Annotated in this window: 30 protein-coding genes; 15 read left to right on the top strand and 15 right to left on the bottom strand. The window is 56.7% G+C overall.

The genetic code is table 11. The features are described 5' to 3' along the window. Positions 1-106 precede the first annotated feature (106 nt). The 3 genes from ACR0B3_RS08330 to ACR0B3_RS08320 are packed head-to-tail and all read left to right on the top strand — an operon-like array spanning position 107 to position 2,909. The gene (locus tag ACR0B3_RS08330; protein WP_480808648.1) at positions 107-949 is read left to right on the top strand and encodes a DMT family transporter; all 843 of its coding nucleotides are present in this window, start codon (positions 107-109) and stop codon (positions 947-949) included. A 38-nt stretch (positions 950-987) separates the two neighbouring features. Beyond that, positions 988-1,761 (top strand): esterase/lipase family protein, encoded by a 774-nt coding sequence (locus tag ACR0B3_RS08325; protein WP_480808647.1) that lies wholly within the window; start codon positions 988-990, stop codon positions 1,759-1,761. Further along, the gene (locus ACR0B3_RS08320) at positions 1,758-2,909 is read left to right on the top strand and encodes an alpha-D-ribose 1-methylphosphonate 5-triphosphate diphosphatase (RefSeq protein ID WP_480808646.1); all 1,152 of its coding nucleotides are present in this window, start codon (positions 1,758-1,760) and stop codon (positions 2,907-2,909) included. The genes ACR0B3_RS08325 and ACR0B3_RS08320 overlap by 4 nt, the downstream gene beginning before the upstream one ends. A gap of 57 nt (positions 2,910-2,966) precedes the next feature. On the opposite strand, the gene ACR0B3_RS08315 is transcribed toward ACR0B3_RS08320, so the two are convergent. The 4 genes from ACR0B3_RS08315 to ACR0B3_RS08300 all read right to left on the bottom strand — a co-directional run bounded on the left by ACR0B3_RS08315 (position 2,967) and on the right by ACR0B3_RS08300 (position 5,582). Next, a complete protein-coding gene (locus tag ACR0B3_RS08315; protein WP_480808645.1) occupies positions 2,967-4,040 on the bottom strand; it encodes a 5-(carboxyamino)imidazole ribonucleotide synthase in 1,074 nt (357 codons plus the stop codon). Continuing rightward, a complete protein-coding gene (locus tag ACR0B3_RS08310) occupies positions 4,040-4,798 on the bottom strand; it encodes an NAD(P)-binding domain-containing protein (RefSeq protein WP_480808644.1) in 759 nt (252 codons plus the stop codon). Before ACR0B3_RS08310 ends, ACR0B3_RS08315 begins: the two co-directional genes overlap by 1 nt. Continuing rightward, entirely contained in the window at positions 4,795-5,280 is a 486-nt protein-coding gene (gene purE, locus ACR0B3_RS08305; RefSeq protein WP_170723639.1) for a 5-(carboxyamino)imidazole ribonucleotide mutase, read from the bottom strand. Before purE ends, ACR0B3_RS08310 begins: the two co-directional genes overlap by 4 nt. Positions 5,281-5,357: 77 nt before the next feature. After that, positions 5,358-5,582, bottom strand: coding sequence for a YdcH family protein (locus ACR0B3_RS08300; protein ID WP_010441787.1), 225 nt, complete (start codon positions 5,580-5,582; stop codon positions 5,358-5,360). A gap of 164 nt (positions 5,583-5,746) precedes the next feature. Here ACR0B3_RS08300 and ACR0B3_RS08295 point away from each other — a divergent pair, with 164 nt between their 5' ends. The 3 genes from ACR0B3_RS08295 (at position 5,747) to ACR0B3_RS08285 (ending at position 7,355) form a co-directional block, all read left to right on the top strand. Continuing rightward, entirely contained in the window at positions 5,747-6,160 is a 414-nt protein-coding gene (locus tag ACR0B3_RS08295; protein WP_058275530.1) for an Hsp20 family protein, read from the top strand. A 5-nt stretch (positions 6,161-6,165) separates the two neighbouring features. Continuing rightward, positions 6,166-6,390: a DUF1150 family protein gene (locus ACR0B3_RS08290; protein ID WP_170683384.1), complete on the top strand. Its 225-nt coding sequence runs from the start codon at positions 6,166-6,168 to the stop codon at positions 6,388-6,390. Positions 6,391-6,476: 86 nt separating this feature from the next. Beyond that, positions 6,477-7,355: a PhzF family phenazine biosynthesis protein gene (locus tag ACR0B3_RS08285; RefSeq protein WP_480808643.1), complete on the top strand. Its 879-nt coding sequence runs from the start codon at positions 6,477-6,479 to the stop codon at positions 7,353-7,355. Positions 7,356-7,431: 76 nt separating this feature from the next. Here ACR0B3_RS08285 and ACR0B3_RS08280 read toward each other — a convergent pair whose 3' ends face one another. The 4 genes from ACR0B3_RS08280 to trxB form a co-directional block, all read right to left on the bottom strand. After that, positions 7,432-9,150 carry a bifunctional sulfate adenylyltransferase/adenylylsulfate kinase gene (locus ACR0B3_RS08280; protein ID WP_480808642.1) on the bottom strand — a complete coding sequence of 573 codons (1,719 nt, stop codon included), beginning with the start codon at positions 9,148-9,150 and terminating at the stop codon, positions 7,432-7,434. A gap of 197 nt (positions 9,151-9,347) precedes the next feature. Further along, positions 9,348-11,003: an adenylate/guanylate cyclase domain-containing protein gene (locus ACR0B3_RS08275; protein WP_480808641.1), complete on the bottom strand. Its 1,656-nt coding sequence runs from the start codon at positions 11,001-11,003 to the stop codon at positions 9,348-9,350. A gap of 87 nt (positions 11,004-11,090) precedes the next feature. Continuing rightward, entirely contained in the window at positions 11,091-11,564 is a 474-nt protein-coding gene (locus ACR0B3_RS08270) for an RES family NAD+ phosphorylase (protein WP_480808640.1), read from the bottom strand. Between the two features lies 1 nt (position 11,565). Further along, positions 11,566-12,507 carry a thioredoxin-disulfide reductase gene (gene trxB / locus ACR0B3_RS08265; RefSeq protein ID WP_480808639.1) on the bottom strand — a complete coding sequence of 314 codons (942 nt, stop codon included), beginning with the start codon at positions 12,505-12,507 and terminating at the stop codon, positions 11,566-11,568. Positions 12,508-12,734: 227 nt separating this feature from the next. On the opposite strand from trxB, the gene ACR0B3_RS08260 reads away from it, so the two are divergent. After that, positions 12,735-13,235, top strand: coding sequence for an Lrp/AsnC family transcriptional regulator (locus ACR0B3_RS08260; RefSeq protein ID WP_170588683.1), 501 nt, complete (start codon positions 12,735-12,737; stop codon positions 13,233-13,235). Between the two features lie 119 nt (positions 13,236-13,354). Here the strand turns inward: ACR0B3_RS08260 and ACR0B3_RS08255 are convergent, their stop codons facing one another. From ACR0B3_RS08255 to lgt, 4 genes are all read right to left on the bottom strand, one after another. Beyond that, positions 13,355-14,137 carry a Hint domain-containing protein gene (locus tag ACR0B3_RS08255; RefSeq protein ID WP_480808638.1) on the bottom strand — a complete coding sequence of 261 codons (783 nt, stop codon included), beginning with the start codon at positions 14,135-14,137 and terminating at the stop codon, positions 13,355-13,357. Between the two features lie 722 nt (positions 14,138-14,859). Next, positions 14,860-15,618: a peptidoglycan editing factor PgeF gene (gene pgeF / locus ACR0B3_RS08250; RefSeq protein ID WP_480808637.1), complete on the bottom strand. Its 759-nt coding sequence runs from the start codon at positions 15,616-15,618 to the stop codon at positions 14,860-14,862. Further along, positions 15,615-16,682, bottom strand: a complete 1,068-nt coding sequence (locus tag ACR0B3_RS08245; protein ID WP_480808636.1) for a class I SAM-dependent methyltransferase — start codon at positions 16,680-16,682, stop codon at positions 15,615-15,617. Before ACR0B3_RS08245 ends, pgeF begins: the two co-directional genes overlap by 4 nt. Beyond that, the gene (gene lgt / locus ACR0B3_RS08240) at positions 16,679-17,566 is read right to left on the bottom strand and encodes a prolipoprotein diacylglyceryl transferase (protein ID WP_480808635.1); all 888 of its coding nucleotides are present in this window, start codon (positions 17,564-17,566) and stop codon (positions 16,679-16,681) included. The genes ACR0B3_RS08245 and lgt overlap by 4 nt, the downstream gene beginning before the upstream one ends. 97 nt (positions 17,567-17,663) lie before the next feature. Between lgt and ACR0B3_RS08235 the strand changes: the two genes are divergently transcribed. From ACR0B3_RS08235 to ACR0B3_RS08215, 5 genes are all read left to right on the top strand, one after another. Beyond that, positions 17,664-17,912, top strand: coding sequence for an accessory factor UbiK family protein (locus ACR0B3_RS08235; protein ID WP_010441801.1), 249 nt, complete (start codon positions 17,664-17,666; stop codon positions 17,910-17,912). Positions 17,913-18,227: 315 nt separating this feature from the next. Then, positions 18,228-18,728: a type III secretion system chaperone family protein gene (locus tag ACR0B3_RS08230; RefSeq protein ID WP_480808634.1), complete on the top strand. Its 501-nt coding sequence runs from the start codon at positions 18,228-18,230 to the stop codon at positions 18,726-18,728. A 33-nt stretch (positions 18,729-18,761) separates the two neighbouring features. Continuing rightward, positions 18,762-19,577, top strand: coding sequence for a pyrroline-5-carboxylate reductase (gene proC, locus ACR0B3_RS08225; RefSeq protein ID WP_480808633.1), 816 nt, complete (start codon positions 18,762-18,764; stop codon positions 19,575-19,577). Beyond that, complete coding sequence (locus tag ACR0B3_RS08220) at positions 19,570-19,908, top strand: tRNA-binding protein (RefSeq protein WP_480808632.1); 339 nt, start codon at positions 19,570-19,572, stop codon at positions 19,906-19,908. Before proC ends, ACR0B3_RS08220 begins: the two co-directional genes overlap by 8 nt. Beyond that, on the top strand, positions 19,908-20,858 hold the full coding sequence (locus ACR0B3_RS08215) for a 2-hydroxyacid dehydrogenase (protein ID WP_480808631.1): 951 nt from the start codon (positions 19,908-19,910) through the stop codon (positions 20,856-20,858). Before ACR0B3_RS08220 ends, ACR0B3_RS08215 begins: the two co-directional genes overlap by 1 nt. Here the strand turns inward: ACR0B3_RS08215 and ACR0B3_RS08210 are convergent. Continuing rightward, positions 20,855-21,433, bottom strand: coding sequence for a thymidine kinase (locus ACR0B3_RS08210; protein ID WP_480808630.1), 579 nt, complete (start codon positions 21,431-21,433; stop codon positions 20,855-20,857). The genes ACR0B3_RS08215 and ACR0B3_RS08210 overlap by 4 nt on opposite strands. Before the next feature lie 357 nt (positions 21,434-21,790). On the opposite strand from ACR0B3_RS08210, the gene ACR0B3_RS08205 reads away from it, so the two are divergent. After that, the gene (locus ACR0B3_RS08205) at positions 21,791-22,252 is read left to right on the top strand and encodes a hypothetical protein (protein ID WP_170723623.1); all 462 of its coding nucleotides are present in this window, start codon (positions 21,791-21,793) and stop codon (positions 22,250-22,252) included. A gap of 109 nt (positions 22,253-22,361) precedes the next feature. Here ACR0B3_RS08205 and ACR0B3_RS08200 read toward each other — a convergent pair whose 3' ends face one another. Together ACR0B3_RS08200 and ACR0B3_RS08195 are read right to left on the bottom strand one after the other, a co-directional pair. After that, positions 22,362-23,114: a hypothetical protein gene (locus ACR0B3_RS08200; RefSeq protein ID WP_480808629.1), complete on the bottom strand. Its 753-nt coding sequence runs from the start codon at positions 23,112-23,114 to the stop codon at positions 22,362-22,364. A gap of 145 nt (positions 23,115-23,259) precedes the next feature. Beyond that, positions 23,260-24,384, bottom strand: coding sequence for a beta-ketoacyl-ACP synthase III (locus ACR0B3_RS08195; protein WP_480808628.1), 1,125 nt, complete (start codon positions 24,382-24,384; stop codon positions 23,260-23,262). Positions 24,385-24,538: 154 nt separating this feature from the next. Between ACR0B3_RS08195 and ACR0B3_RS08190 the strand changes: the two genes are divergently transcribed. Then, positions 24,539-25,006, top strand: coding sequence for a MarR family transcriptional regulator (locus ACR0B3_RS08190; RefSeq protein WP_170723620.1), 468 nt, complete (start codon positions 24,539-24,541; stop codon positions 25,004-25,006). After that, positions 25,003-26,040 carry an efflux RND transporter periplasmic adaptor subunit gene (locus ACR0B3_RS08185; protein WP_170723619.1) on the top strand — a complete coding sequence of 346 codons (1,038 nt, stop codon included), beginning with the start codon at positions 25,003-25,005 and terminating at the stop codon, positions 26,038-26,040. The genes ACR0B3_RS08190 and ACR0B3_RS08185 overlap by 4 nt, the downstream gene beginning before the upstream one ends. Positions 26,041-26,050 lie beyond the last annotated feature (10 nt).

The following is a 26,050-nucleotide window of genomic DNA, read 5'->3' as shown; positions in this document are numbered from 1 at the left end:
GGCGGCCCCGTTTTGTTTGAGTGGAAGCAGAGATATTCATTGACCACCCATGCCATGCGCACAAAAGTGAGTGTGCAAACCACGCTGAAACCTCTATGCGGGTGATATGCGCCTGTTTCTATTGACCTCTCTGACCATGTGCGCCTTTGCGGCAAATTCGATCCTAAATCGGCTAGCAATCGATAGCGGTGCCAGTGATCCAGCAGGATTTGCCGTCATTCGAGTTTTGTCCGGTGCCTTGATGCTGGCGGCACTGGTTGTGTTTCGGGGCAGCTCGATCCCAGTGTTTAATCGTCGGCGTGTTGTTGGGGCAGGGTCGCTGTCGCTCTATATGATCGGGTTTTCTGTCGCTTATCTGACTCTCGACGCGGGCATAGGCGCATTAATCCTGTTTGGAGTGGTGCAGATCACCATGTTTGCGATTGGTGCCTTGACCGGTGCGGCACCCACAACACGACAAATATTGGGAGCAGCTATCGCGTTGGGTGGTCTGGCCTTTGTCCTTTGGCCCGCCGGAGCGGTTCAGGTTGATCCGGTTGGAGCCAGCCTGATGATCGCAGCGGGCGTTGGGTGGGCAGTTTATTCCATCGCAGGGCGATCGGAACCTGATGCGCTGTCGGGAACGGCTGCAAACTTTATTGTAGCGTTGCCTATCACAGGGTTGGCCCTGCTGCTTTTGGGCAGCAACTGGCAAATGACTGCGCTGGGCTACGGGTTAGCTACCTTATCCGGGGCCGTCACGTCCGGTCTGGGCTATGCTCTATGGTACCGAGTTCTGCCACAGCTCACTCCCGCAATCGCTGCGATTGTGCAACTCAGCGTGCCGGTCATTGCAATCGCCGCCGGAGTTGCCCTGTTGGCTGAGGTCGCCAACCTGCGATTGATACTTGGGGCTGGCTTTGTATTGGGCGGTATTGCGCTGGCAGTCGCGCGCCGCAGTCGCGGCTAGGGGTTCCCTCACCACCGGTAACGTCTTATTTGGCGTGTATGAAGTTTGTAGCAGCCTTTTTGTTGTGCCTCGTGCCTGCAATAGCTCACGCCAAGTGCGTCGTGCTGCTGCACGGGCTCGCGCGCACCGAGGCTTCGTTTACGGTTATGGAACAGCTGTTTCATGCCCATGGCTATACCGTGGTGAGGCCTGGCTATCCCTCGACCGATTTGCCGATACCAGAATTGGCCAACCAGACCATACCAAGCGCATTCGAAGCCTGCGGGGATGATACGGTGAATGTTGTGGCCCATTCGATGGGTGGCATCCTGTTGCGCTACTGGCTGCAGGACCACGATCCCGATAACTTGGGGCGCGTCGTGATGCTTGGGCCCCCGAACCAGGGCAGCCAACTTGTGGATGAGCTTGGCGCTTGGGAGGTGTTTGGTTTTCTGAACGGCCCCGCAGGGCTGGCATTGGGTACAGGTCCCGAGGGTATTCCGCGCCGTTTGCCGCATGTTGATTTCGATCTGGGGGTCATCGCGGGCGAGAATTCGTTGAATCCACTTTTCTCGTCACTGATCGATGGGCCTGATGATGGAAAGGTCTCGATAGAGACCACCAAGGTTCAAGGTATGGCGGATCACATTATCTTGCCCGTGACGCATACTTTTATGATGAACAACCCACGTGTTATGGCCCAGACACTGCATTTCATCGAATTTGGACAGTTCGATCCCCAGATTACGTGGCTGGATGGAGTGATGGATATCATCGACCAAATCTGCCTCGGTGAAGACTGCTCGGAACCGGACTCGGAGCGCACTCAATGAACTCATTGGAACTTACGCTAACCGGCGCAGATGTTCTGCTGCCTGGTCAAGGGATGGTACGCGCCGATCTGAGCATCGCCGAAGGTCGCATTCAGCCCGATAGGGCAGGGCGGCAAATCGATCTGTCGGGTTACCTCGTCTTGCCGGGCATCATCGATTTGCACGGCGACGGGTTCGAGCGCCACATCGCGCCCCGTCGCGGGGCCATGAAACAGATGGCAGAGGGCATACGGTCGGTCGAGGCAGAGCTGGCGGCGAACGGCATAACGACCGCCGTTCTGGCTCAGTTTTTCAGCTGGGAAGGTGGTGTGCGCGGGCCCGAGTTTGCGGGGCAAGTCTTCGAGGCCATCGCTTCGGTTCGGAATGATGTCGTGACAGATCTGATCCCTCAGCTGCGTTTTGAAACCCACATGCTGAACGATTACGAAACTCTGCCCGGGCGCATCGAAGAATGGCAGGTGTCTTACGTGGTCCTGAATGATCACCTGCCGCATGACCGGCTGTCGCAAGGGCGCAAGCCTCCGCGCTTGACTGGGCAAGCATTGAAGGCCGGGCGTAACCCCGAGGCGCATTTTGAGATGTTGCTATCCATGCACGCACGCGCCAGTGAAGTACCGGCTGCATTGGATGCCCTATGCTCCAAGCTAAGCGATCAAGGCGTTCGTCTGGGTAGTCATGATGACACCACAGCGCAGGATCGTACGGAGTGGCGTGATCGTGGTGTCATGATCTCGGAATTTCCGGAAAGCGTTGATGCGGCCGAGGCCGCCCGCGCGGGTGGGGACCACATTATCCTTGGTTCACCCAATGTCGTCAGGGGCGGCTCGCACAAAGGGAATGCTAGCGCTTTGGACTTGATCGCCATGGGTCTGTGTGACGCGCTGGCGTCAGATTATCACTATCCAAGCCCGCGTCGCGCGGCCTTGATGTTGGTCAAATCCGGCCTGCTGGACATGGCTTGCGCATGGGCATTGGTCTCATCTGGCCCGGCATCGGTGCTCGGCTTCGAAGATCGCGGAGACCTGTGTTCGGGCAAACGCGCAGACATTGTCATACTTGACGCCGCAACACACCGTGTCGCTGCCACCTTTTCGGGCGGGCGCGTCAGCTATATGTCAGGAGATATCGCAACGCGGTTTCTAAGCTGATCCCAGCTTCATCTGGCCAAAAAATATCCCCGCCGGGGGCATCGCGCGTCAGCGCAATCACCCCTTGCGTACGATCCGGTTGAAATGCGCCATCTTACGACCCGCCTTGACCTCGGCCTTACCGTAGAGATGCAGCGCAACATCCCTTTCGCGCGCCAGTTCGGGCACGCGGTCCATGTCGTGGCCTATCAGATTTTCCATCACAACATCCGAGTGTCGCTGGCCATCGCCCAAGGGCCAACCGGCCACGGCGCGAATATGTTGCTCAAACTGATCCACGGCGCAGCCATTTTGCGTCCAATGGCCCGAATTATGAACGCGCGGCGCGATTTCATTCACAATCAGCCCCTCAGGCGTCACGAACAGCTCAACCCCCATAACGCCGACATAGTCCAGCGCGTTCAGAATGTTGGCTGCCAGCAAAATGGCATCCGTTCTCTGAGCCGGAGACAACCGAGCTGGAATGGTAGTCGTATGAAGGATGCCATCACGATGTACGTTTTCGCCGGGATCGAAACAGGCGACCTGACCGTCCAGACCGCGCGCAGCGATGACTGAAACCTCGTGGCTGAAGTCCACGAATCCCTCCAGAATCGACGGCGCACCTGCCATATCGGCCAGAGCTGCCTCGGCATCTTCGGGTGTACGCAAACGGGCTTGCCCTTTGCCGTCATAGCCGAAGCGTCGGGTTTTCAGGATCGCAGGGGTGCCGATTTCATCAATCGCGGCCTGCAGGCTTTCCAGATCGGTGATATCAGCGAAGGGGGCGGTTTTCAGGCCCAGACTTTGCAGAAAGGTCTTTTCGGTCAGCCGGTCCTGGCTTACGCGCAGCGCCTCTCGCCCGGGGCGGATGGGGCGGTGGCTTTCCAGCAGGTCAAGTGCGTGGGTCGGAATGTTCTCGAATTCGTAAGTGATCACATCGACTGAAGCGGCGAAGGCTGCCAGCGCGTCGGCATCATCATAGGCTGCCGTGGTGACCCGATCCGCTACCTGACCGGCGGGTGGGTTCGCTCCGGGCTCAAAAAAATGTGTGGTAAAGCCCAGCCGTGCCGCTGCCACGGACAGCATCCGGCCCAGCTGACCGCCACCCAATATTCCAATGGTTGCACCGGGGGCGAGCATCTCACTCATCACTTCTTCTCCAAACGTTGTCCAATGGCCGATAGTGCGTCGCGCAATGTATCATGCGCTTTGCCCGATTGCAGGGTTTGCGTCATCTGCAGGCTCAGCGTGCCATCCGTTGCAAGCGCGTCGCGCTCTTCGGCAAGCCGTCCGGCTGAGCCTTTCTGCATTGTCGCCAGAAAGCCGGATATGAGCTGCGTGGTATAGAATTCCGCCCCATCATCGTCGCCGGTTTGCGTCGCCAGCCACTCAGCTCCGGTCGCCATCAGATCCAGCAGGCCCGGAACCATTGCGCAGACGGCGAAATGAGCGTTCAACGCGGTCTCATCTGCAACTTTCACCACAGGGTTTTCAGGCTCAAATAGATCAGCCAACAGGTTGTCATTGCCGTAAGCGGCCAAGGGGCAACCTCCGCTCTGCAGGAACCCCAGCGGGATGGTCTGCACGAAATCAGATGCTGGCGCGCAGTGTGCGGCAAGCTGTGCCTGAGACACGGCGGCCATTACCGAAACGATCTGCTGATCGGCACGAAAGCTCAACGGAGAAAGAACGTCCTCAGCGATCTGCGGGCGCAGGCAAAGGAACACAATGTCTGACCCATCAATCACCTCTTGCGGGGTGCCGACGCTGACTCCAAGCTCGGCTTTGAGGGCCGAGGATACCTGCACATTGCGTTCCGAAACGTAGATGTCGTGGCCTTTCGAGGCCATAAGCCGTGCAATCGGCGCAGCGATGTGGCCAGTACCGATGAACCCGATGCGGCTCATCCCTGAGGTTCCTCAGGGATTGAGGCAGACAATGCCTCCCGCCAGGCATCCAGTCGCTCTGCCAATGCTGCATCCTGCAACGCCAGAATGCCAGCGGCCATCAGCCCTGCATTGGCCCCGCCAGCCGATCCAATTGCCATGGTCGCAACGGGAAAGCCTTTGGGCATCTGCACGATGGAATAAAGCGAATCCACACCCGACAATGCGCGGGTCTGCACTGGCACGCCGATCACCGGAACGCGAGTTTTTGACGCCATCATACCGGGCAAGTGTGCCGCGCCGCCTGCGCCCGCGATGATCACGTGTAAGCCGCGCGAAACAGCGGATTTACCATAGTCCCAAAGGCGGTCCGGCGTGCGATGGGCCGAGACGATGCGCGCCTCATAGGCGACGCCCAGTTCGTCCAGAATATCGGCGGCCTCTTTCATCGTGGGCCAATCCGACTGGCTGCCCATGATGATCCCTACTTTCACATCGCTCATAGCTGTTGCGCCCCTGCCTTCGGAAAGAGCGCGCACTATAGCCAAATCCGCCTATGTGGCAATGCGGTTCAGGCGCCTTAGGCGATGATATCGGGGGTCAGGCGGTCTTCGATCAGGCGGATGATGTCTTTCAGCCGCAGTTTCTGCTTTTTCAACCGCTTGATCGTCAGTTGGTCCGAAGTTCCTTTGGCTTGAAGCGCCTCAATTGCCTCGTCCAAATCGCGGTGTTGGCGGCGAAAGACCTCCAATTCCACCCGCAGGACTTCATCGGTTTTCATCGAAAGATCGGTGGGCGCGTTCATTGGCGACTCAGTAGCTCATGTGGTGCTTTGCACACAAGATAGTGTGTCAGGCTTTATCCGGCCAGACCTTGTGGACATCCCCGTATCTTCCCATATTCTATATCACGCGGTTGCCAGAACGGGGCCGCAGACGACGTCGCTTTGACAATGAAGGACGAAAATACGTGTCGAAACTTACCTTAGGCTCATACCCGCATCTTTTGGGGTTCGAGCAGTTGGAACGCCTTCTGGAACGGTCCGCAAAGGCCGGAAATGAAGGGTACCCGCCCTATAATATCGAACAGACCTCGGATTTTTCCTATCGCATCACCCTGGCGGTGGCCGGGTTCGCGGAAGAGGACCTGTCGATTACCATCGAGGATCGCCAACTGGTGATCCGGGGCCGTCAACGCGACGACAGCGAGGGGCGCATATTCCTGCACCGCGGTATCGCGGCACGCCAGTTCCAGCGGATGTTCGTGCTGGCAGATGGTGTCGAGGTGGGCGAGGCGATCATGGAAAACGGTCTGCTGCATGTGGATCTGACCCGCGCCGTACCTGAAACCGTGGTTCAGACAATCAACATAAGGAAGGGGTAAGAGCAATGAATACACCGATTGAAATCAACACCGAAGGTAATCGGATCGTTTATGTAAAGGCCGTCGATGTGGCTGATTTGCCAAGCGATGTGCGCGAGCAAGTTGGTGATCTGGATCAACTCTATGCCGTCCACGATTCCGATGGCCAGCAACTGGCGTTGGTCGCCGACCGTAAGCTGGCCTTTGTGTTGGCGCGCGAGCATGATTTATCGCCGGTTGCCGTACACTGATACTGCACAACACTCTGCTGAAATGACGTGACATTTGCCTCGACTGCGGTGATCGTGCCGCAGTCGGTTAAGCAGGAGTGCGCGCGATGGGATGGTATGATTTCGACTGGGTAGATGCCTTCAGTGACCGGGCCTTTGGGGGCAATGGCTGTGCGGTCGTGCATGGAGGGGCAGAACTATCAGATGAAGTCTGCATGTCCTACGTGCGCGAAACCTCTCTGGTTGAATGCACGTTCACGGGACCGTCAGATGTTGCCGATATTCGCGTGCGGTACTTTCTGGCAAGTCGGGAAATCCCTTTTGCGGGGCACCCAACCATCGCCACTGTCGCTGCAATGCGATCGCGCGGGCTGTTTCAGGGCGATGCGCTGACTCTCGAAACCGGCGCGGGCATCGTGCCGATCCGGCTGAGTGGTGATGAGATTGAAATGACGCAGGTCGCCCCGCAATTTGGCGAACATGTACCTGCTGGTTTGGTTGCTGATGCCATCGGTTTGCCGGAAGACGCGATAATCTCTCCACCGCAGTTTGTGTCCACTGGATTGCCATTCTGCATAACGGTCTTGCGCGATCATGCGGCGTTGCGCACGGCCAAGCTGAATGTGACTTCTTTGAACCGGATTTCAGAGCGGGCAGGGTTCTCTGGCTCGGACATGGCTGAGCCGTTTCTAGTTACGCTCGACGGCGCAACGGAGTCTGGCGATACGTTCTCGCGCCTGTTGATGGCTCCACCCAGCCCGCCGGAGGATCCGTTCACAGGGTCGGCGACTGGTGCAATGGCGGCGTATCTTTGGAAGCACAGCTTCATGGATTCCGATACATTTATTGCCGAGCAAGGTCATGACATGGGCCGACCCGGACAGGCGCGTGTCACACGTGTCGGGCCATCAGACGCCATGACCGGTATAAAGGTTGCAGGGTGTGGATATGTATTGATGCGTGGCCAGGTTGCGCTGCCGAATTGAGGTACACCGCGCAGTGAAACGAAAAAAGGCCCCTGGTGCGCCGAGGGCCTTTAGCTTTTCTGGCGATTGGCCTCGATCACGACGCGGCAATCAATCCCATACTTTCCAGTTTCAGCAGAACTTGATGGGCGCAGTGATCGACCTCGACATTCTCGGTCTCAACACTCAGCTCGGGGTCTGCTGGCACGTCATAAGGGTCAGAAATCCCTGTGAACTCCTTGATCTTTCCTTCGCGCGCCAGTTTGTACAGCCCCTTGCGATCACGACGTTCGCATTCCTCGATGCTGGTCGCCACGTGGACTTCGCAGAACGCACCGAATTGTTCGATCTCTTCCCTCACGGCGCGCCGAGTCGTGGCGTAAGGCGCAATGGGGGCGCAGATGGCGATACCACCATTCTTGGTGATCTCGGACGCCACATAGCCGATACGGCGGATGTTCAAATCGCGATGCTCTTTCGAAAAGCCCAGTTCCGACGACAGGTTCTTACGCACGATATCACCATCCAGCAGGGTTACCGGACGACCGCCCATCTCCATCAGCTTGACCATAAGCGCGTTGGCGATGGTGGATTTACCCGAACCCGAGAAGCCGGTGAAAAACACGGTAAAGCCCTGCTGACTGCGTGGCGGCTTGGTTTTGCGCAGCTCAGCCACAACTTCGGGAAAGCTGAACCATTCGGGGATTTCCAGGCCTTCGGCCAGACGGCGACGCAATTCGGTGCCTGAGATGTTCAGGATGGTGACGTTCTCTTTGTCCAGAATCTCGTCATTGGGCTCGTACTGGGCGCGCTCCTGTACATAGACCATATGTTTGAAATCGACCATCTCGATGCCGATCTCATCCTGGAATTTACGGAATAGGTCCTGCGCATCATAAGGGCCATAGAAGTCTTCGCCGGCCGAGTTTTTGCCTGGGCCCGCGTGGTCACGGCCAACGATGAAATGGGTGCAGCCATGGTTGGCTCGGATCAAACCATGCCAAACCGCTTCGCGCGGGCCAGCCATACGCATCGCCAGATTCAACAGCGACATGGATGTGGTTGAGGCTGGGTACTTATCCAATACAGCCTCATAGCAGCGTACACGTGTGAAATGATCCACATCGCCGGGTTTGGTCATGCCGACAACCGGATGGATCAGCAGGTTGGCTTGTGACTCTTTGGCGGCGCGGAAGGTCAGTTCCTGGTGCGCACGGTGCAGCGGATTGCGAGTTTGGAAAGCAACAATGCGACGCCAGCCCAGTTTACGGAAGAAGGCACGCAACTCGTTCGGCGTATCACGACGGGCTTTGAAATCGTAATGTACCGGCTGTTGGATGCCGGTGATCGGACCGCCCAAATAGACCTTGCCCGCAACATTGTGGAGATAGTTCACAGCCGGATGCGCGTCATCATCGGCACCAAACACTTTTTCGGCCTCACGCGATTTGTCTGGTGTCCAGCGGTCGGTTACGGTCATTGTGCCAAGGATGACACCTTCCTGATCGCGCAGGGCAATGTCCTGGCCCAATTCGATCTGCTCGGCGAACTCTTCGCTGACGTCGAGCGTAATCGGCATCGGCCATAATGTACCATCGGCCAGGCGCATATTTTCGATAACATTGTCGTAGTCTGCCTCGCTCAGGAACCCTTTGAGCGGATTGAACCCGCCGTTCATAAGCAGTTCCAGGTCGCAAATCTGTCTGGGGCTCAGATCCCAGCTGGTCAAGTCTGCGGCCTCGACCTTCAGCTTTTGCGCAGATTCATAAGAGACATACAATTCGGGGATCGGGGCCAGATTACTTAACATCATCAAAGAGCTCGTATCGCAGGGTTGTTGGCTATTGCTTCATAGGTGTTGGCGAGGCGTTTGCCCCGACTTGTATGTGATGTCCATAGAAGGACGGAAACAAAGGAGGATATGCGCGGTTTTTTCCTGTTATGGAACAGTTTTCTGAATTATGTCCTTGGCTGTAGACAATATCCTGCCGTTTACAGTTATACCCGGCCCATTCAGGCAATCTGTTCCAGTGGCGATGTATGTGACTCGAGGTCGGCGGCATGCTCGACTGGCAGTGCAGGAATGGGCTCAGACACACCCCGCAAGTTGAAATTTCGCAAAGCGCGGGGATCGCATTGCATACCGGCAGCGTGCAGTACCTTGTCCGAAACCAACAGCTCGACGCCAAGAGCTTTGGTTTCAGCCTCCAAACGACTGGCTACATTAACGGCGTCCCCAATGATTGTGCGCGGTGCATCTTTTGCTGCGCCGATTTCGCCCAGAACCAGATCGCCAAGGTGAAGGCCCATGCCTATACGCACGGGCTGGCTGTCCTCTGTTGCGAGGCGATCATTGAAACGCTGCAGCGCACGCCCAATTTCAGCCGCGGCCCTCAATCCTGCGCTTGCCGAGCTTGCAGCATTGGACGTTTCGAACATCGCAAGCAACCCATCGCCCATGTATTTGTCGACCGTTCCGCCTTGCGCATTTATTGAAGGCACGATGGCATCGAAGAAACGGTTCAGAAGAAACACAATGTCATATGGCAATTGGCCCGTCGTGCGCGCCGTAAAACCACGCATGTCCAGAAACAAAACAGCCAGTTGTCGTTCCTCCCCCTGGCTTGCATGTGCGCGATCCCGCGCGCCGTCTGGACGAAAAACGCGAAACACGGTGACTGGATCGGTTGGTCGCATCTGACAGGCCAGACGGGTGCCATTCGGGGCGTTGACGGCTTTCAGACTGCGCGCTTCAATCTCGGTCGGTGGAGGAAGTTGATCGGCGCCATCCTCAACAACAACCCGGCAAGTCGTGCAGCGCCCTTTGCCACCACACAGCGCAGTGTGCGGGATGCCGTTTGCACGCGACATCTCAAGCAATGTCATGCCTTTTTCAGAAACGACCTCGGGGCCGTTCACATAGTTGATCCGAACCGAATGCCGCCGCCGCCAAAGTTTGCGCCCAAGATAGATCAGCCCGGTCAGGCCAAGCGCGGCCCAGAACACCAGCCGAGTGTAGTCTGTGACGGAGAATAGAGCCTGAAACTCTTCCTGTGATGGCCAGTTATAGTATTCGATATACTGTTGTCGCAGATCCGGGTCGGCAAAATCGGCCCAGATGCGCCGCCCTTCGGTCAGAAGACCCGCGAAGGCAAAAGCCGGGACGAACACTGCGACACCAATCAGATAGGGGACCAGTGCGCGCCACCAGGTGGTCAACTTCAACCACATATGCAGCCCGATACATCCGTGCACCCAAACGAGCAAAAGGAGCAGGCTTTGGAACCAGATCGCGTTGCTTGGCCACATCAGGATGATGATGTAACCCATCTCATCGTTCACTCCGAAAATCTCGTGCGCGTATCGGGTATGGACCAAGTGTGAGATCAACTGCAGCGGAATCAATAGGCCAAGAACCACTTGCAGCGCAACGCTGAATGGCATCCTGAGTGTACGGCGCTGTGCGATCGAGATCAGGGCCAATCCCATGTGCAGTAGAAATGCGCCGTATATCACCATGCTGCCGATGCCGTGGCGGCTGACTGCTTTGCGCCCTCCTTGCATTCCATGCAACAGGTCAGTGTGGAACAGCCCAAGGCCGATATTGATGAAATGAAAGAACGCAAAGACAAACAGCACGAGGCCACTTGCGATCCTCAGCCGGCTCATCCATCCGCCGCGCCATAGAGCGTTGTCCAAAGGCTCACCTGTTCTTCGCGTTGCTTGGAGTGATCCTGATACGGCGGTTTGTATCGGTCAAGACAGAGGTGCTGAGTTTTCAGGAAACCAGTCGCAAGGAGCACCCTTTGGCTGAATTAATGCAGGGCGCGCGTCGAACAGTACAAGATGGCTGAGTTCGGGTCGTGAACGAGAACTATATAGCAGCCCATCGGCGCCGCTTGTGCGTGCTTCATCTGAAAACTGCCAAGTTGGGGAAGGGGAGCCAGTGTTTACAAGGCCCTGCCAAATGATCGAAGCAGCCTGCTGACCACGCAAATCCAACATCTGCGCCTTGGAAACCCGAAGCCGTTGTATCACACGCGGCGGGTCACCTGTTGAGATATAGCGCTGTATGGCGATCCCAGCGCCTTCTGCGCTTAGGGAGGCATAAAGCGCGAATTGGCCGGAATGATGGAACCGGCCTTCCGGTGCACGTGCGGGCGACAATGGATCGCCCGATTGACGGCGGAACAGAATTCTCCAGACCGGGCCAGAGAATTCTGTGATCATCTTAGTCGTTCTCCGCCAGGAAACGTTCCGCATCCAATGCGGCCATGCAGCCCATTCCAGCGCTGGTTACGGCTTGGCGGTAAACGTGGTCGGTCAGGTCACCGGCCGCGAATACGCCAGGAACCGAAGTTTCGGTCGTACCCGGTTTGGTCACGACATAACCGCCCATGTGAGTCTCCAAGGTGTCTTTGACCAGTTCATTTGCGGGGGCGTGGCCGATGGCGACAAAAACGCCCTTACAAGGAATCTCGGAAATTTCGCCCGTTTTGACATTCTTGACCTTAACACCTTCGACACCCAGCGGAGCGTCGGTGCCAATGACTTCATCCAGTTCGTGGAACCAAAGCGGCTCGATCTTTTCGTGCTTGAGCAATCGGTCCTGCAAGATCTTCTCGGCGCGCAGCTCATCACGGCGGTGGATCAGCGTGACCTTGCTGGCAAAGTTGGTCAGGAACAGCGCCTCTTCGACGGCAGTGTTGCCGCCGCCAATGACCACGATTTCCTGACCGCGATAGAAGAACCCATCACAGGTCGCGCAGGCTGATACGCCGAAGCCTTTGAATTTCTCTTCCGAGGGCAGACCCAGCCATTTGGCGCGCGCGCCTGTGGCGAGAATGACGGCATCTGCGGTGTAGACCGTGCCGCTGTCGCCTTTGGCCGTGAATGGGCGCTTGGAAACGTCCAGATCGCTGATGATGTCGCCAATCACTTCGCAGCCCATCGCCTTGGCGTGGTCTTGCATCCGTACCATTAGATCGGGGCCCTGAACTTCGGTATCTCCTGGCCAGTTCTCGACCTCGGTGGTGGTGGTCAACTGACCGCCCGGTTCGATCCCCTGTACCAGAATTGGTTCCAGCATGGCGCGGCTGGCATAAACTCCCGCAGTGTATCCGGCGGGTCCTGATCCGATGATCAGGACCTTGGTGTGTCTTGTTTCAGCCATGGTATCCCCACTCAATTTGCCTCGGCGGACCTGTTGTCCGGTGCGGATCGATATAGCGACCACCGGGCGTGGCTTAAAGCCCCTACCTATTGCAAGCCCGTGATGCACTGGTGGATGGCCTTAGCGAGCAAATGTGTATGTCAGATGACAAAAATTGCGCGTTTGTGAAATATTATTGCGCCCATCGGGGCTGCTGATATAACAACTGAAAAACTCAGGAGCATTCGATGGTCACGACCCGGTTGGATGAAATCGATCGCAAGATTCTTGCAGAGCTGCAGGCCGATGGCCGAATGACCAATGTCGAACTGGCCAAACGCGTAGGAATTTCAGCGCCGCCTTGCTTGCGCCGCGTGCGAACGCTTGAGGATTCGGGCTATATCCATGGCTATCATGCCGATGTAAATGCCCGTGAACTTGGTTTCGAGGTGCAGGTCTTTGCTATGGTGGGCCTCGAAAGCCAGGCCGAATCCGAACTCAGCGCATTTGAGGACCGTTGCCGCGAATGGCCTTTGGTTCGGGAATGCCACATGCTGAACGGCGAGGTGGATTTTATCCTGAAATGCGTCGCACCGGATCTCAGCAGTTTTCAGCAATTTCTGACAGGCGAGTTGCTGACCACGCCAAACGTGGCCAGCGTCAAAACTTCGCTTGTTATCCGAGGCGCAAAAGACGAGCCAGGCGTACCATTTGACGTGTTGGAAGACCGGATGAACCGGACGGCCTGAACCTTACTCTTGCTTGATCCACAGGACAGGGTGGTAGCATTGCTGCCACGGCTAGGGATACGACCCAACTCAGTAAAATCTGCATAATGCCCCCACAGCTGCAGTAATTGTTAACCAGATCACGCTGTCAGCGCGTCAATCTCACCGTCTCCGGCTCTTGGCAAAAGCAATGGGCCGAAGTCATTTAGCGATTCGATATGTGAGAATAGATTCAAATAGATCGAACGCAAAGAGTGACTGATCATTCTAACGGCGTTGATGCCCGGATGATAGGTCTCAAACTGCAGCCCATCGACCCGAATCACAGAATGGCGTGCAACGCAGATGTGAAACAGCTCAACCGGTGTCGGGGGCAGCGTTTCGATTACGCTCATCCCATCCTGAAACTCGCTTACCGGGGTCAGTATAGGCTGGCCGCCATTCAGGTGGCGCATATGCGCGGGTGTCCCCAGCAGGCGCGCAGCAGGCCCGGTGATGACGCCGGACATCGGTTTTTGCATCCCAAATGTATCGGCCATGATCCGCGTCAGTGGACGGGTTCGACCGCGCGTATCCTCGCGCCCGGGGATCAAGGTAACGGACCCTTTCCACAGAACGGTTTCGGATTCTCCGTCCTGATTGAGAACGTCGTCACCGGGCAGCAGATCTTCGATCGCCATCGGACCTTGCGGTGTTTCTACCAGAGAGCCGCGAGTAAAGGCGCAGAACGCATCTTCGAACATCGGCAAGGCAGGCGCGATGTGGCGTGTCTGTGAAACATCCCCGTTTTTCAACAGACTGCTTACTTCATAACGTCTTAATTGCGCTTTTTGTTTCGTCCCAGGACAAGGCGCATCGCGCAAAAGCGCTGATGTCTCGACCGCGTTTCTGGCAGCGCGGGCCAGAGAATTTGGAATAGTCATAATATTCCGTCCCCTCTAATGATCGTCTGGGCGATTGAACCCCCGTGCAAATGCGCCAGACGATCTTGTTCTTTGTCTGTAATGAGATGGGCAAACACGGGCTGGTCACCGCGAATGAACGGCGCCGAAGCAGAGTACACCAGTGTTTTGGTCAAGTTATTGACCCCCCAGACAAACTCGTAAACCGCAGACTGAAATTGCCTGCACACACGCCCCGAAACATGGTCGCATTCCTGAGTGCGACCCCACACACCGAACCGGAGCATCATTCGGTATGTGGCATGCCCGTCGAGACCGGCAGATGGCCTCATGGGGTAAATTAGTCAGCGTTTTGCTGCCAATCGGCGTGCAACTCTGACAGAGTGACTTGAAACCCGCTTCCAGGGCATCTCCGGTTCCTGATCTTTAAGAGCCGCAAGAACGGCGCTGAGAAAGCGTGATTTCGGTTTCATATCTTTGTCCTGCATCGATTGGGCGATACGCCCGGTTCCCGTTTATGAAGCCAATGTGACGCTGATTTGAGGCGCCTATAAGGCTGATCCGGGATGAATTGAGGACAAATTAAAGGTTTCACGTACCTCTTTGTTGGTTTCTTCAATGCTCCGGGCCTTTGATTTGGGTTAACCGTCTGAGCATTGATGAAAAATTGAGTCGATTCTGACTCTGATAAACACAAGAAATGTGGCGGAAACTGGGCAAATTCGCCTTATTTAAGGCCAGATTTACAGTCTGATCGCTGAAATCAACCGGCCATAGTCGGCTTCATTGGCGTGGGTTGAGCGTCGGTAGGAGTAGAACCTGTCCGGGTCAGAATATGTGCAATGCCGGATCCATTCAGCCTCACCGATACCTGCCTCGCGCAGGCGGTGCAGGCCAAAGGCGGGCAGGTCGAATTGCATCCTGTCGCCTTCGCCGTTGGCAAAGAAACGTGCGTTTTCGGGTCCGTCAGACAGGAACTCGTCAAGAAATTCAGAACCAACCTCGTATGCACTTTGCGAAATGGTTGGACCGATGACGGCAATCGTATTCTGCCGTTTCGCTCCCAGGGCCTCCATTGCCTCCAATGTAGCCTCAAGGACACCGCTCAAAGCACCGCGCCAGCCAGCATGCGCGGCGCCGATCACATGTGCGTCAGGATCAGCGAACAGAACCGGCTGGCAATCGGCGGTCAATATCGTAAGTGCCAGACCGGGGGTCGATGTCACCACAGCATCCGCCTTGGGTTTGTCGCCGATCATTGGCCCATCGACCGTAATCACGGCCGGAGAATGCACCTGGTGAACGCCAATCATGGCCTCGGGCGCGACGTCCATTGCGTCAGCAACGCGGCGGCGATTCAGCGCAACAGCCTCGGCAAGATCAGTCGAACCTGTTCCGCAGTTGAGCCCTTCGAAGATACCCGATGACGCGCCCCCGCGGCGGCTGAAGAACCCGTGGCGCACAGGGGACAGCATGTCTGACGTGAGGATTTCCAAGGTCATGGTTCCAATCCCGGTGGAGGCGCGGCGAGTTGCGGATAAAGGCCCAGTACTTTGAACAGGTTTCCCATTTCATCGGGATGCGTCAACCGTCGATGTGCGGCGACCAATGTCTCAAGCTGTGTCCCGCTGAGCGTGGCGGCGAGCGACTGTGCACGCGCAGTAATGCCGAGCCGCTCGAGAAACACACCTTGTGGCGTCAATCGGGTATGAGCGCAGCCGGAAACCTTTGCCGCATTTGCGAGCGCCTCAAAGTCCACATGGGTGGTCAGGTCTGCTTGGCCGGGCTGAGCCAGCGGATCAACGGATACATGCGCTTGCAAGGCTTGCAGCGTGTCGCCTAATGATCGCCAATCTCCGTAGTCGATGATTAGTGCAGCGCCGCCATTGCGAGATATTTGCCTAGCGATGTTGCTGAGAATAGGGGCCGCGACCGCACACAGCTCAACCAGATCGTCATCTTGCGTATCCTGCAATCTGTTTTCCAATGCTGCCTGAGGGACTTGTGCTCCAAGACCGAAAGCAAGGCTTGCGCCATCGACTCCTATCAATCGCTCGCGCCAACCTTCACCATCGCGCAGGAACTGACGGATGGGTAGGGCATCAAAGAACTCATTTGCGACGAGAAACAGAGGCAGGTCAGCAAGGTCAGTGATCGAGTCGATCCACTGAGGTTCATGGTCCCGCAGGGTGTCGGATTGCATTCTGCGCAGAACCGGAGAGGCTTCGAGCAGCGCAATCCGGGTGGCGTCGTGAAATCCGGGGACAGCTTTTGTCGCGCGCAAGATATCCGCCATAAGGGTACCCCGGCCCGGACCAAGTTCGGCCAGAACGATCCGATCAGGCTGACCCTGATCAAGCCAGATTTGGGCCAAACATAGCCCGACAAGCTCTCCGAACATCTGGCTGATCTCGGGGGCAGTGATGAAATCGCCTTCTGCTCCTAGCGGATCGCGCGTCGTGTAGTATCCGTGCTCCGGATGCATCAGACACTCGGTCATATAGTCAGCGACAGTCATAGGGCCATCGTGATGAATACGTCGGAGCAGATGATCCTTCAGCGTCATGTTCTGCGACGCGCCCGCAACGCAAACCATAGGCCGAGCGCAATCATTGGCAGCGACAAGAGTTGCCCCATCGTCAGACCATATCCTCCGATATGCCACGCCAACCCAAGCGGATTCCCGGGTGACACAAACTGTGCATCTGGTTGTCGGAAGAACTCGACCAAGAAACGCGAGGCGCCATAGCCTGCAAGGAAGACACCCATTATCAGACCGGGTTTCCGAAACGCACCGCGCCGGTAAACCAGCCAGATCAGTAGCGCACCAAGAACCAGTCCCTCAAGCGCTGCTTCATACAATTGCGACGGGTGGCGGGCACACATCCCGGCCACAACGTCGGGGCAATCCTGTGCAGCCGCGCCAGGAAAAATCACAGCCCACGGCAGTTCGCTGGGCCGCCCCCACAGCTCGGCATTGGTGAAGTTTGCTAATCGTCCCAATAGCAACCCGGGTGGCACGGTGTGGGCAACAAGATCAGCCAGCGAGAGAATCTCGATATTGTGGCGTCTGCCATAGAGATAGGTGGCAATAATTACGCCCAGCAATCCGCCGTGAAATGCCATGCCGCCTTGCCAGACCATCAGGATTTCAAGCGGATGGGTTAGGTAATAGGCGGGTTGATAGAACAGGACGAATCCCAGTCGACCACCCAATATGACGCCAAGAATGATCCAGGTGACCAGATCTTCAAGCTGGTCGGGGCGCATGGGGGGTGTTTCGTCCAGCCAAAGCGCAGGCCGCCGCAGCGCAATCAACGCCATGCGCCAAGCGATCAAAATGCCAGCGATATAGGCCAGCGCATACCAGCGCAGCGCAAACTCCATCCCGAACAAAGATATCGAGAATAGTTCGGGCGACAGATCGGGGAAATTCAATACAGCCTGCATGTGCGTCTCATTGCCCGGGGTTTGCGGGGCAAGTCAACCTTGAGCCCGGACCATTCTTTACCCATATAGAAGGCAATCGCGAATTCGGAGAAAGCCCATGCAAACCCGTAACAAGATTCTGGACGATATGTCTCAACTAATGACCAACGCCATGGGCGTGGCCCAGGGGGCTCGGGAAGAAGCTGAAAATGCAATGAAGTCGATGATGGACCGTTGGCTGGCCGATCGCGACTTTGTCACCCGTGAAGAGTTTGATGCTGTTCGGGCGATGGCGCAGAAGGCACGCGAAGAAAATGCTGCGCTGGAACAGCGTATCGCCGCGCTTGAGGCGAAGCTGGACAAGTAAGTCCGGCTGATTTCCAACATTTAGGGCAAACAAAATTCGCCGCGCAATCCTGATGGGGATTGTGCGGTGTTGTGCATCATGCCGCCTTGCAGAAATTAATCAAGACAAAGCTGCGCGAGACGCCAATATTTTGATCGCCGTTGCCAACTGTCCACAACTTATTGCTGTTATCCCCAATAATTAGGGTTGCCAGAACCCTGCATGCGTCGCACCATATTTAGTACAGACAGACTGGGGAAGCCCGGCTTGTAGAGCAGGCAACTAGCGCTGGGGCGCTGCCAGCCCCGAATTGCTAGAGATTAGTGAGGTGGCATTATGGCCCTTTCCGAGCAGTATCTCGAAGAAGACCTTCATCCGATCGACATTGTTGAACATCTTGCAGAACATCACGACTGGGATTTTGACCGGATCGGGGATGATCAGATCGCCATGGCCGTTGAAGGCCAGTGGCGCACGTATTCGATCACATTGGCTTGGTCGAACTACGACGAAACGCTGCGTATGGTGTGTTCGTTCGAGATGGAGCCTCCGGCCGAGCGGGAAACCGTGCTTTACGAGCTGCTGAACAAGATGAACGACCAGTGTTGGGCTGGGGCGTTTACATACTGGGCCAATCAGAAACTGATGGTTTATCGCTACGGCCTTGTGCTGGCCGGCGGTCAGACCGCCAGTCCGGAACAGATCGATACCATGATCACCGCTGCTGTGCTGAGCGCTGAGCGCTACTATCCTGCAATCCAACTGGTGACCTGGGGGAATCGTGACCCGGAAGAGGCGATGCAAGTCGCCATTGCAGAGGCCTACGGCCGCGCGTAAAGCTTTGCCCCGAACCAAAGGGGAGGGGCAAACATGGATATCTCGCGTGTCGCTGAACAGGGGTTGGTGCTTCTGGGATGTGGCAAGATGGGGTCTGCGATGCTTGCAGGCTGGTTGGATCATGGATTGCCCGCCGCATCGGTTTGGGTGATTGACCCATACCCCTCTGACTGGCTGAAGGCGCAGGGCGTAAATATCAACACGCCCCTGCCTGAAGCACCTGCGGTCGTTCTAGTGGCTGTCAAGCCGCAGATGATGGGCGAGGCCTTGCCAGCAATTCAAGCGCTGGGTGGTGGTGACAGCCTATTCATTTCGGTGGCTGCGGGAACATCGCTGGCAACCTTTGAAAACGTACTTGGATCAGACACGCCCATTATCCGTGCAATGCCAAATACCCCGGCGGCGGTTCGGCAGGGGATAACGGCGCTGGTCGGGAACCACAAAACATCTGAAGCGGATATCGCACTGGCCGAGGAATTGCTGTCTGCGATTGGTGAAACCGTGCGGTTGGAGGATGAGGCGCAGATGGACGCCGTGACAGGTGTCAGCGGTTCAGGCCCGGCCTATGTCTTCCATCTCATCGAAACGTTGGCGCAAGCAGGTGAAGCACACGGTTTGCCGCCCGAATTGGCTATGAAACTGGCCAAGTCCACCGTGGCTGGGGCGGGGGCGCTGGCGATGGCCGCCGACGAAGATCCCTCACAATTGCGGGTCAACGTGACGTCGCCCAACGGCACAACGCAGGCTGCGCTTGAGGTGCTGATGCACGAAGAGGAAGGGTTCCCCGACCTGCTGCACCGCGCGGTCAAAGCCGCGACAAACCGATCCAAGGAGCTGTCTCGTGAGTGAGATTTCATTTGACGATTTTCTCAAAGTCGACATTCGCGTTGGCGAAGTCATTCGAGCCGAGCCATACCCCGAAGCGCGCAAACCCGCGATCAAGATGTGGATCGACTTTGGCGCTGAGATCGGCGAGCGCAAAACCTCGGCCCAGATCACCAAGCATTACGACCCCGTGACCTTGGTCGGAAAACAGGTGATGGCAGTGGTCAACTTCCCCCCGCGACAGATCGGTAAATTCATGTCCGAGGTTCTTGTGTTGGGGCTGCCGGACGAGGAAGGAGAAATTGTTCTGATCGGTCCTGATGGTGAGGTTCCCGTTGGCGGGCGGATGCACTGATGAAACTTCTGATGACCCGCCCGATGACTAAGGCTGTCCAAGCCCGCGCCCAAATTGAATTCGATGTGGAAATCCGCGAGGCGACAACGCCCCTAACCCTAGATGAAATGGAAAGGGCGCTAACTGAATTCGATGTCGTGGTTCCGACACTGGGCGATCAGTTCTCGGCACAGGTATTTGCCCAGATGCCGCAGCCGCGCTGCAAGCTGCTGGCGAATTTCGGTGTTGGTTACAATCATATCGATGTGGACGCGGCGCGTGCGGCAGGGATCGCGGTGACAAACACACCGGGTGCAGTCACCGACGCGACCGCTGATATTGCTATGACACTGCTGCTGACCACGGCGCGTCGCGCGGGTGAGGGGGAGCGTCTGGTCAGGTCGGGCGAATGGCAAGGTTGGCACCCGACGCAAATGCTGGGCCATCACGTGACCGGCAAAAAGGTTGGGATTGTCGGAATGGGCCGCATCGGGCAGGCCATTGCCCGGCGTTGCCATTTCGGGTTTGGGATGACGGTTGCATATCTATCCCGCAGCCCAAAGCAGGTGGATTTTCCAGCCGACTACGTTCCCGATCTTGCCGCATTGGCCTCAACCGTGGACTTTCTGATCATAGCGGTGCCCGGTGGTGCTGAAACGCAGCATCTGATCAACGCGCAGATTCTGGAGGCCATGAAACCCACTGGCATTCTGGTCAATATCGCGCGTGGGGAAGTGGTGGACGAAGCCGCTCTGATCTCAGCCTTGCAAGCAGGACAGATCGCAGGTGCGGGGCTAGACGTCTATGAGTTCGAGCCCGAAGTTCCTCAGGTTTTGCGGGACATGGAGAACGTGACGCTGTTGCCCCATCTGGGCACTGCGACCGAAGAGGTGCGTACTGATATGGGCCATATGGCGCTGGATAACGTGGCGGCGTTTGTTGCGGGGCGGGACTTGCCAAACCCGGTTTAGCCGCCCATCGCTTCGCGCCAATGCTTGCGGCAGAGCGAGACATAAGTCTCGTTCCCGCCAATCTGGACCTGTGCGCCTTCTGTGATTGCCTTGCCGTTTTCATCCTGGCGAATCACCATCGTCGCCTTGCGCCCACATTTGCAGATGGTACGCACCTCGCGCATCTCGTCAGCCAAGGCCAGTAGGGCCGCTGATCCAGGGAACAGCTTGCCCTGAAAATCCACGCGCAATCCGTATGTCAGCACTGGAACCCCCAGATCGTCCACAGCGCGGGCCAGTTGCCAGACCTGAACATCCGAAAGAAATTGGGCTTCATCAATGAAGACACAGGCAATCTGCCCCTTTTCCACGCGACGCTCGATCATGGCGAATACATCGTCGTCGGGTTGGAACATATCTGCCTGTTCCGAAATCCCGATTCGGGATGCGATCTGTCCTGAACCGGCCCGACCGTCTATTGCGGCGGTCAAAAGATACGTATCCATGCCGCGTTCACGGTAATTGTGCGAGGCCTGCAACAGCACGGTCGACTTACCTGCGTTCATCGTCGAGTAGTTGAAATAGAGCTTTGCCATGCGGCGGGTCTAATTCGACTGATCCGGCTGGGCAAGCCGTCAGATGGGCTGCAAAGGTGACGCCGCCGTTACGGCAGCCGAGGCCGAGCAGATGCTCTTGGGGATGGATAACCTCGTATCCGCAACAGCGGCGTCTTCGGCCTACATGCGGCCTTCACATTGTAGGGCTAAAATCATGCTCCACATTTACTCATTACCGGCACGAATGGCCGCCACTCACTCACAAAATCCCTGCATATCTGAGGGATAGTCAATTAATCGCATTTCAATTATGACTCGGATATGGGAAATTTCCCTACCCTTTCCCCCGGCATGGAAAGACAGGGGACTGAGGGCGCAGGTAACAAGGGTAGCAAAATGGCAGATATCGGGGCCTATCTGAAAAAGCATACCGAGGCATTGGTTAAGGATGTTGGGATCGAAGCAGCATGCGAGGTCACCGGTAAATCCAAAGCCACGTTGGGCAGGTATTATTCTGACAATGCGGAACATGCTGACAGGTTCATGCCTGTAGATGCCGTTGCCCGGCTGGAAAATGCCGCGGCCTATCCCCATGTGACTGCGGCGCTTGCGGACCTGAAGAATATCACATTGTCCTATGACGGCCGAAACTCTGACAGTCCCCGGACGGGGGGCGTGAATTCTGATGTCATCGCATTAAGCCAACGGTTCGCCATGCTGATGACGGAATACCAGTCAGCCATCGAAGATGGTATTATCACCGTGAATGAGGCGAAGCGGTTGCTGAAAGAAACCAGCATGCTGCAGCAGGTGCTGATCGAGATGAAACTGCATCTGGAAGAAGAAAGCGTCAGCTAGATTCGAACCCTATTTCGCTAGGAATTCCGGCTTTGATCTGGGTGAGTGGTGCAGAATAAAGGCGGCTCTGCGTGCCGCCTTTTGTATTTCTGACGGGCAAGTCCTTTGCTTAGCTTTCGTCATCATTGGCGTTTTTGCCGCGGCCGGGGCTTGCTCCCTCAGGGCCATTGCCACCGCCGTTATTGCCTTTGGCACCGCCCTTACCGCCACCTATTCCAGGTTTGTCTCCACCACCGTGACTGCCCTTGCCGCCACCTTTGCCGGGTTTGTCGCCGCCGCCATGACCGCCTTTTCCGCCGCCTTTGCCGGGTTTGTCACCGCCACCATTACCGCCGCCAGAACCACCGCCGCCGGAATTGTCGCCACCGCCGCTACCCCCGCCAGAACCGCTACCTCCGCCAGAACCGCCGCCGCTGGGATTGTCGCCGCCACTGGAGCCCCCCCCATTATTGCCAGAGCTTCCGCTTCCGCCATTGGAACTGCCGCCGGTGCCGCCCGAGCTTCCGTTGTTGCCTGCGCCAGATGAGCCTGAGGAGGGATCACTGCTGCGGTCTTCCCCGCCACTACTACCAGCGATAGATGCGGTCGGCAGGTCGCTCAGCACCTGAGTCAGCCCGGGGCATTGGGCTGCGGTATTTTGTAGGATCGAAGCAAAATCCGCGCGATTTTGCAGATGCGACACAAATCCGCGCGTCACCCTAGAGCAGCCGCAAAGCGCGTCAAAATCGCCTTCATTGGCTGCCGCACGCGCCATGTTGACGGTGCAGGTTTGTACCTGGGCGGTCGCTGCATTTGCGGCCATGATACCAATGAATGGCGCGGCAACTAAAGCGGCCATACCTACTCGAACGTTCTTCCCCATAACGGCGGGCTCCCATAACTACATCACTCGGATGCGCTGGGCACCCGACCCTCGATGTGTCGATGTAAGGTGAAGAAGCGGTTGAGCTTACCTGAAGATATCTTGAGGATTCAGCAGAGCCCGGCAACGATCTGGATGGGTGTGCCTATTGGTGCCGTTTCACAATCACAGAGCCAACCGAGTAGCCCGCGCCAAATGAGCAAATCAGACCAATATCCCCGTCCTCCAAATCATCGGAGTGCTTCGAGAATGCGATGATCGAGCCTGCCGAAGACGTATTGGCATAGTCCTGCAGAATATTGGGTTGTTCTTCGGGCTCCGGTTCGCGGCCCAAAACCTTCTTGCCGATGAAATCATTCATCGTTTTGTTGGCCTGATGCAGCCAGAGGCGTTTCAGATCGCGGCTGTCGAAGCCTTCGTCCTGCATATGGTCGCTGATATGTTTGCTGACCATGGGCAGGACTTCTTTAAACACTTTGCGCCCGTTTTGCATGAACTGCATGTCACGGCGATCCACCAGACCATCCGGGCGCGAACGTCGCAGAAAACCATTGTTGTTGCGGATATTGTTGGAAAACGCCGTGGCGCAGCGGGTCGAGAGGATTTCGAAATGCGGGCCTGTGGCATCGTCCAACCGTTCGACCAGCGTCGCGGTGGCCACATCTCCAAATATGAAATGGCAATCCCGGTCGCGCCATTCCAGATGGCCCGAGCAAATCTCGGGGTTGACCACCAGCGCAGCCTGAACCGAGCCTGCGCGCACCATATCGGCCGCGGCTTGAATACCAAATGTGGCAGATGAACAGGCTACGTTCATGTCAAAGCCAAAGCCATTGATCCCCAGCGCCTGCTGAATTTCGATAGCAATCGCCGGGTAGGCACGTTCGTGGTTTGAGGCGGCGCAGATCACCAGATCGATGTCCTCGGCTCTGCGTCCTGCCTGATCGAGCGCTTTGCGGCATGCATCCACTGCCATCTCGGTCATGATCCCGGGCTCATCATCACTGCGCTGCCGAAGCGATGGGTACATGATTTCGGGGTCCAGCACTCCGGACTTGTCCATCACATACCGGTTCTCGATTCCTGACGCTTTAACGATGAACTCTTCCGACGAATGCTGCATCGGCTCCACCTCACCTGCTGCAATGGCCTGGGCGTTTTCAGCATTCATCCGATCCGCATAGGCGTTGAATGCGACGACCAGTTCGGCGTTGGTGATGACGTTTTCGGGCGTAAAGACGCCGGTACCAGTGATGGCAGGAGTGTACATGGCGGGTCCTGAATTCATGATCTGCACAAAATGCAGCCCCTGCGGGGTTTGATCAAGATGTGTTGACCCAAGGGAATGCGCGCTTATCCGCTTCGAAACTTGAATAGTTCATAATTCGAAGTATATTCTGCCGCGACTCAGATAGAAGAGACACATGTCAGACGAAATCAGCACCCGATTGGGCCGCCTCAGCCCTGAGATTCAGGCGATGATGGGGGTCTACGCGCTTTACTGGAAACTGGAAGAAAGTTTTGATTGCATCGAAACAGACCTGAGCCATCAGGAATGCCACATGCTGATCAAGCTGGATGCTCCCAAACGTATGGGCGTGCTGGCGGCGGATATGCTGACGGTGCCTTCCACGATCACCGCGACTGCGGATGCGCTGGAACAGGCGGGCTATCTGAGCCGTCAGCGAGACCCCGAAGATCGCCGAGCCTGGCTTTTGGTCCTGACCGAACAAGGCGAAGAGGCCCGCAATATGCTGGTAGCCGTGGCCGGAGAGCTATTTCGCAGCGCATCCGGTCTCAACACCGAAGAAACCGCAGAATTTGCCCGTCTGGCGCGCAAAATCCGCGACAATATTCTGAAAACCGGAATTCCTGAGGGATTGAAGAAATGAAACTCGTGACCTCTGTTTGCCTTGCATTGGCTGTGCTCGCCACACCCGTCATTGCCCAAGAATCTGCTAAACCCGTGAAGCTGATGCAGGTTAGCGAAACATCCCCCGGATTTTCGCGACAGTTCTTTGGCCGGATTGCCGCGCGGCAGACCGTTGATCTGGCATTCCAAGTGGCTGGCCAGATCATTGAAATGCCCGTGACCGAAGGCTTTGTGATCCCGAAGGGCGAACTAATCGCACGCCTTGATCAGGAGCCGTTCGAACTGCAGCGCGATAGGACGCGTCTGCAAAAGGATCAGGCAGATCGCACCCTTGCGCGCCTATCAAGACTGCGTGGAACAGCAGCGAGCCAAGTGGCCGTTGACGACGCTGAAACGACAGCGCAATTGGCCGCGATTGCCGTGCGTGACGCAGAGTACGAGTTGGATCATGCCACATTGACCGCCCCGTTCGATGCGCTGGTCTCAAGCCGTGCGGTAGAGGCGTTTACTACTGTGTCAGCAGGCACTCCGATCGTGCGGATTCATGACATGTCTGAACTGCGTATCGAGGTCGACGTGCCCGAGATTTTGTTTCAGCGGTCCGGGCAGCAGGACGACATTACAATCACCGCCAAGTTCCCGGTCAGCGACGAGATTTTTCCGCTTGAGATTCGAGAGTTCGACGCCGAATCCTCAAGCGTAGGGCAGACTTTCCGCATCCAATTTGGTTTAACACCGCCTGAAGGGCTGCAAATTCTGCCAGGTTCCTCAGTAACTGTTACAGTCCAGGTGCAAGATGAACGCACCGGGATCATCATTCCCCCAACGGCTGTCGTGGCAGATGCCAGCGGCGCGTTGGGTGTGATGGTCTTTTCACCGGTTGGCGCCGACCAAGGCACCATTCGCCGGGTTCCCGTGACAATCGAACCAACTCAAAGCGGTGATGTTCGTGTGCTCACCGGTCTGACAGATGGTGAAGAGATCGTCGTAGCGGGTGGGGGTGCGCTGACTGACGGTCAGACTGTCCGCCGGTTCGTCGGCTTCTCGAACTGAGGGCGAGTTT

This window comes from Ruegeria sp. CE9 (assembly GCF_056537425.1).
Note: the sequence above shows the minus strand (reverse complement) of the source record. Positions and strands in the feature narration are given on the sequence as shown.

What these genes read in the sequence shown, in the direction of transcription:
- lgt (WP_480808635.1), bottom strand. Translation starts at nt 17,566, where the DNA reads ATGCAGGCTGTATTGAATTTCCCCGATCTGTCGCCCGAACTATTCTCG.
- ACR0B3_RS08275 (WP_480808641.1), bottom strand. Translation starts at nt 11,003, where the DNA reads ATGAGCCGGCTGAGGATCGCAAGTGGCCTCGTGCTGTTTGTCTTTGCG.
- ACR0B3_RS08300 (WP_010441787.1), bottom strand. Translation starts at nt 5,582, where the DNA reads ATGAACGCGCCCACCGATCTTTCGATGAAAACCGATGAAGTCCTGCGG.
- ACR0B3_RS08200 (WP_480808629.1), bottom strand. Translation starts at nt 23,114, where the DNA reads ATGGGGAAGAACGTTCGAGTAGGTATGGCCGCTTTAGTTGCCGCGCCA.
- ACR0B3_RS08215 (WP_480808631.1), top strand. Translation starts at nt 19,908, where the DNA reads ATGAAACTTCTGATGACCCGCCCGATGACTAAGGCTGTCCAAGCCCGC.
- ACR0B3_RS08320 (WP_480808646.1), top strand. Translation starts at nt 1,758, where the DNA reads ATGAACTCATTGGAACTTACGCTAACCGGCGCAGATGTTCTGCTGCCT.
- ACR0B3_RS08195 (WP_480808628.1), bottom strand. Translation starts at nt 24,384, where the DNA reads ATGTACACTCCTGCCATCACTGGTACCGGCGTCTTTACGCCCGAAAAC.
- ACR0B3_RS08285 (WP_480808643.1), top strand. Translation starts at nt 6,477, where the DNA reads ATGGGATGGTATGATTTCGACTGGGTAGATGCCTTCAGTGACCGGGCC.
- ACR0B3_RS08330 (WP_480808648.1), top strand. Translation starts at nt 107, where the DNA reads ATGCGCCTGTTTCTATTGACCTCTCTGACCATGTGCGCCTTTGCGGCA.
- pgeF (WP_480808637.1), bottom strand. Translation starts at nt 15,618, where the DNA reads ATGACCTTGGAAATCCTCACGTCAGACATGCTGTCCCCTGTGCGCCAC.
- ACR0B3_RS08235 (WP_010441801.1), top strand. Translation starts at nt 17,664, where the DNA reads ATGCAAACCCGTAACAAGATTCTGGACGATATGTCTCAACTAATGACC.
- ACR0B3_RS08255 (WP_480808638.1), bottom strand. Translation starts at nt 14,137, where the DNA reads ATGACTATTCCAAATTCTCTGGCCCGCGCTGCCAGAAACGCGGTCGAG.
- ACR0B3_RS08230 (WP_480808634.1), top strand. Translation starts at nt 18,228, where the DNA reads ATGGCCCTTTCCGAGCAGTATCTCGAAGAAGACCTTCATCCGATCGAC.
- purE (WP_170723639.1), bottom strand. Translation starts at nt 5,280, where the DNA reads ATGAGCGATGTGAAAGTAGGGATCATCATGGGCAGCCAGTCGGATTGG.
- ACR0B3_RS08185 (WP_170723619.1), top strand. Translation starts at nt 25,003, where the DNA reads ATGAAACTCGTGACCTCTGTTTGCCTTGCATTGGCTGTGCTCGCCACA.
- ACR0B3_RS08290 (WP_170683384.1), top strand. Translation starts at nt 6,166, where the DNA reads ATGAATACACCGATTGAAATCAACACCGAAGGTAATCGGATCGTTTAT.
- ACR0B3_RS08270 (WP_480808640.1), bottom strand. Translation starts at nt 11,564, where the DNA reads ATGATCACAGAATTCTCTGGCCCGGTCTGGAGAATTCTGTTCCGCCGT.
- ACR0B3_RS08210 (WP_480808630.1), bottom strand. Translation starts at nt 21,433, where the DNA reads ATGGCAAAGCTCTATTTCAACTACTCGACGATGAACGCAGGTAAGTCG.
- ACR0B3_RS08260 (WP_170588683.1), top strand. Translation starts at nt 12,735, where the DNA reads ATGGTCACGACCCGGTTGGATGAAATCGATCGCAAGATTCTTGCAGAG.
- ACR0B3_RS08325 (WP_480808647.1), top strand. Translation starts at nt 988, where the DNA reads ATGAAGTTTGTAGCAGCCTTTTTGTTGTGCCTCGTGCCTGCAATAGCT.
- ACR0B3_RS08315 (WP_480808645.1), bottom strand. Translation starts at nt 4,040, where the DNA reads ATGAGTGAGATGCTCGCCCCCGGTGCAACCATTGGAATATTGGGTGGC.
- trxB (WP_480808639.1), bottom strand. Translation starts at nt 12,507, where the DNA reads ATGGCTGAAACAAGACACACCAAGGTCCTGATCATCGGATCAGGACCC.
- ACR0B3_RS08205 (WP_170723623.1), top strand. Translation starts at nt 21,791, where the DNA reads ATGGCAGATATCGGGGCCTATCTGAAAAAGCATACCGAGGCATTGGTT.
- ACR0B3_RS08190 (WP_170723620.1), top strand. Translation starts at nt 24,539, where the DNA reads ATGTCAGACGAAATCAGCACCCGATTGGGCCGCCTCAGCCCTGAGATT.
- ACR0B3_RS08245 (WP_480808636.1), bottom strand. Translation starts at nt 16,682, where the DNA reads ATGACGCTGAAGGATCATCTGCTCCGACGTATTCATCACGATGGCCCT.
- proC (WP_480808633.1), top strand. Translation starts at nt 18,762, where the DNA reads ATGGATATCTCGCGTGTCGCTGAACAGGGGTTGGTGCTTCTGGGATGT.
- ACR0B3_RS08310 (WP_480808644.1), bottom strand. Translation starts at nt 4,798, where the DNA reads ATGAGCCGCATCGGGTTCATCGGTACTGGCCACATCGCTGCGCCGATT.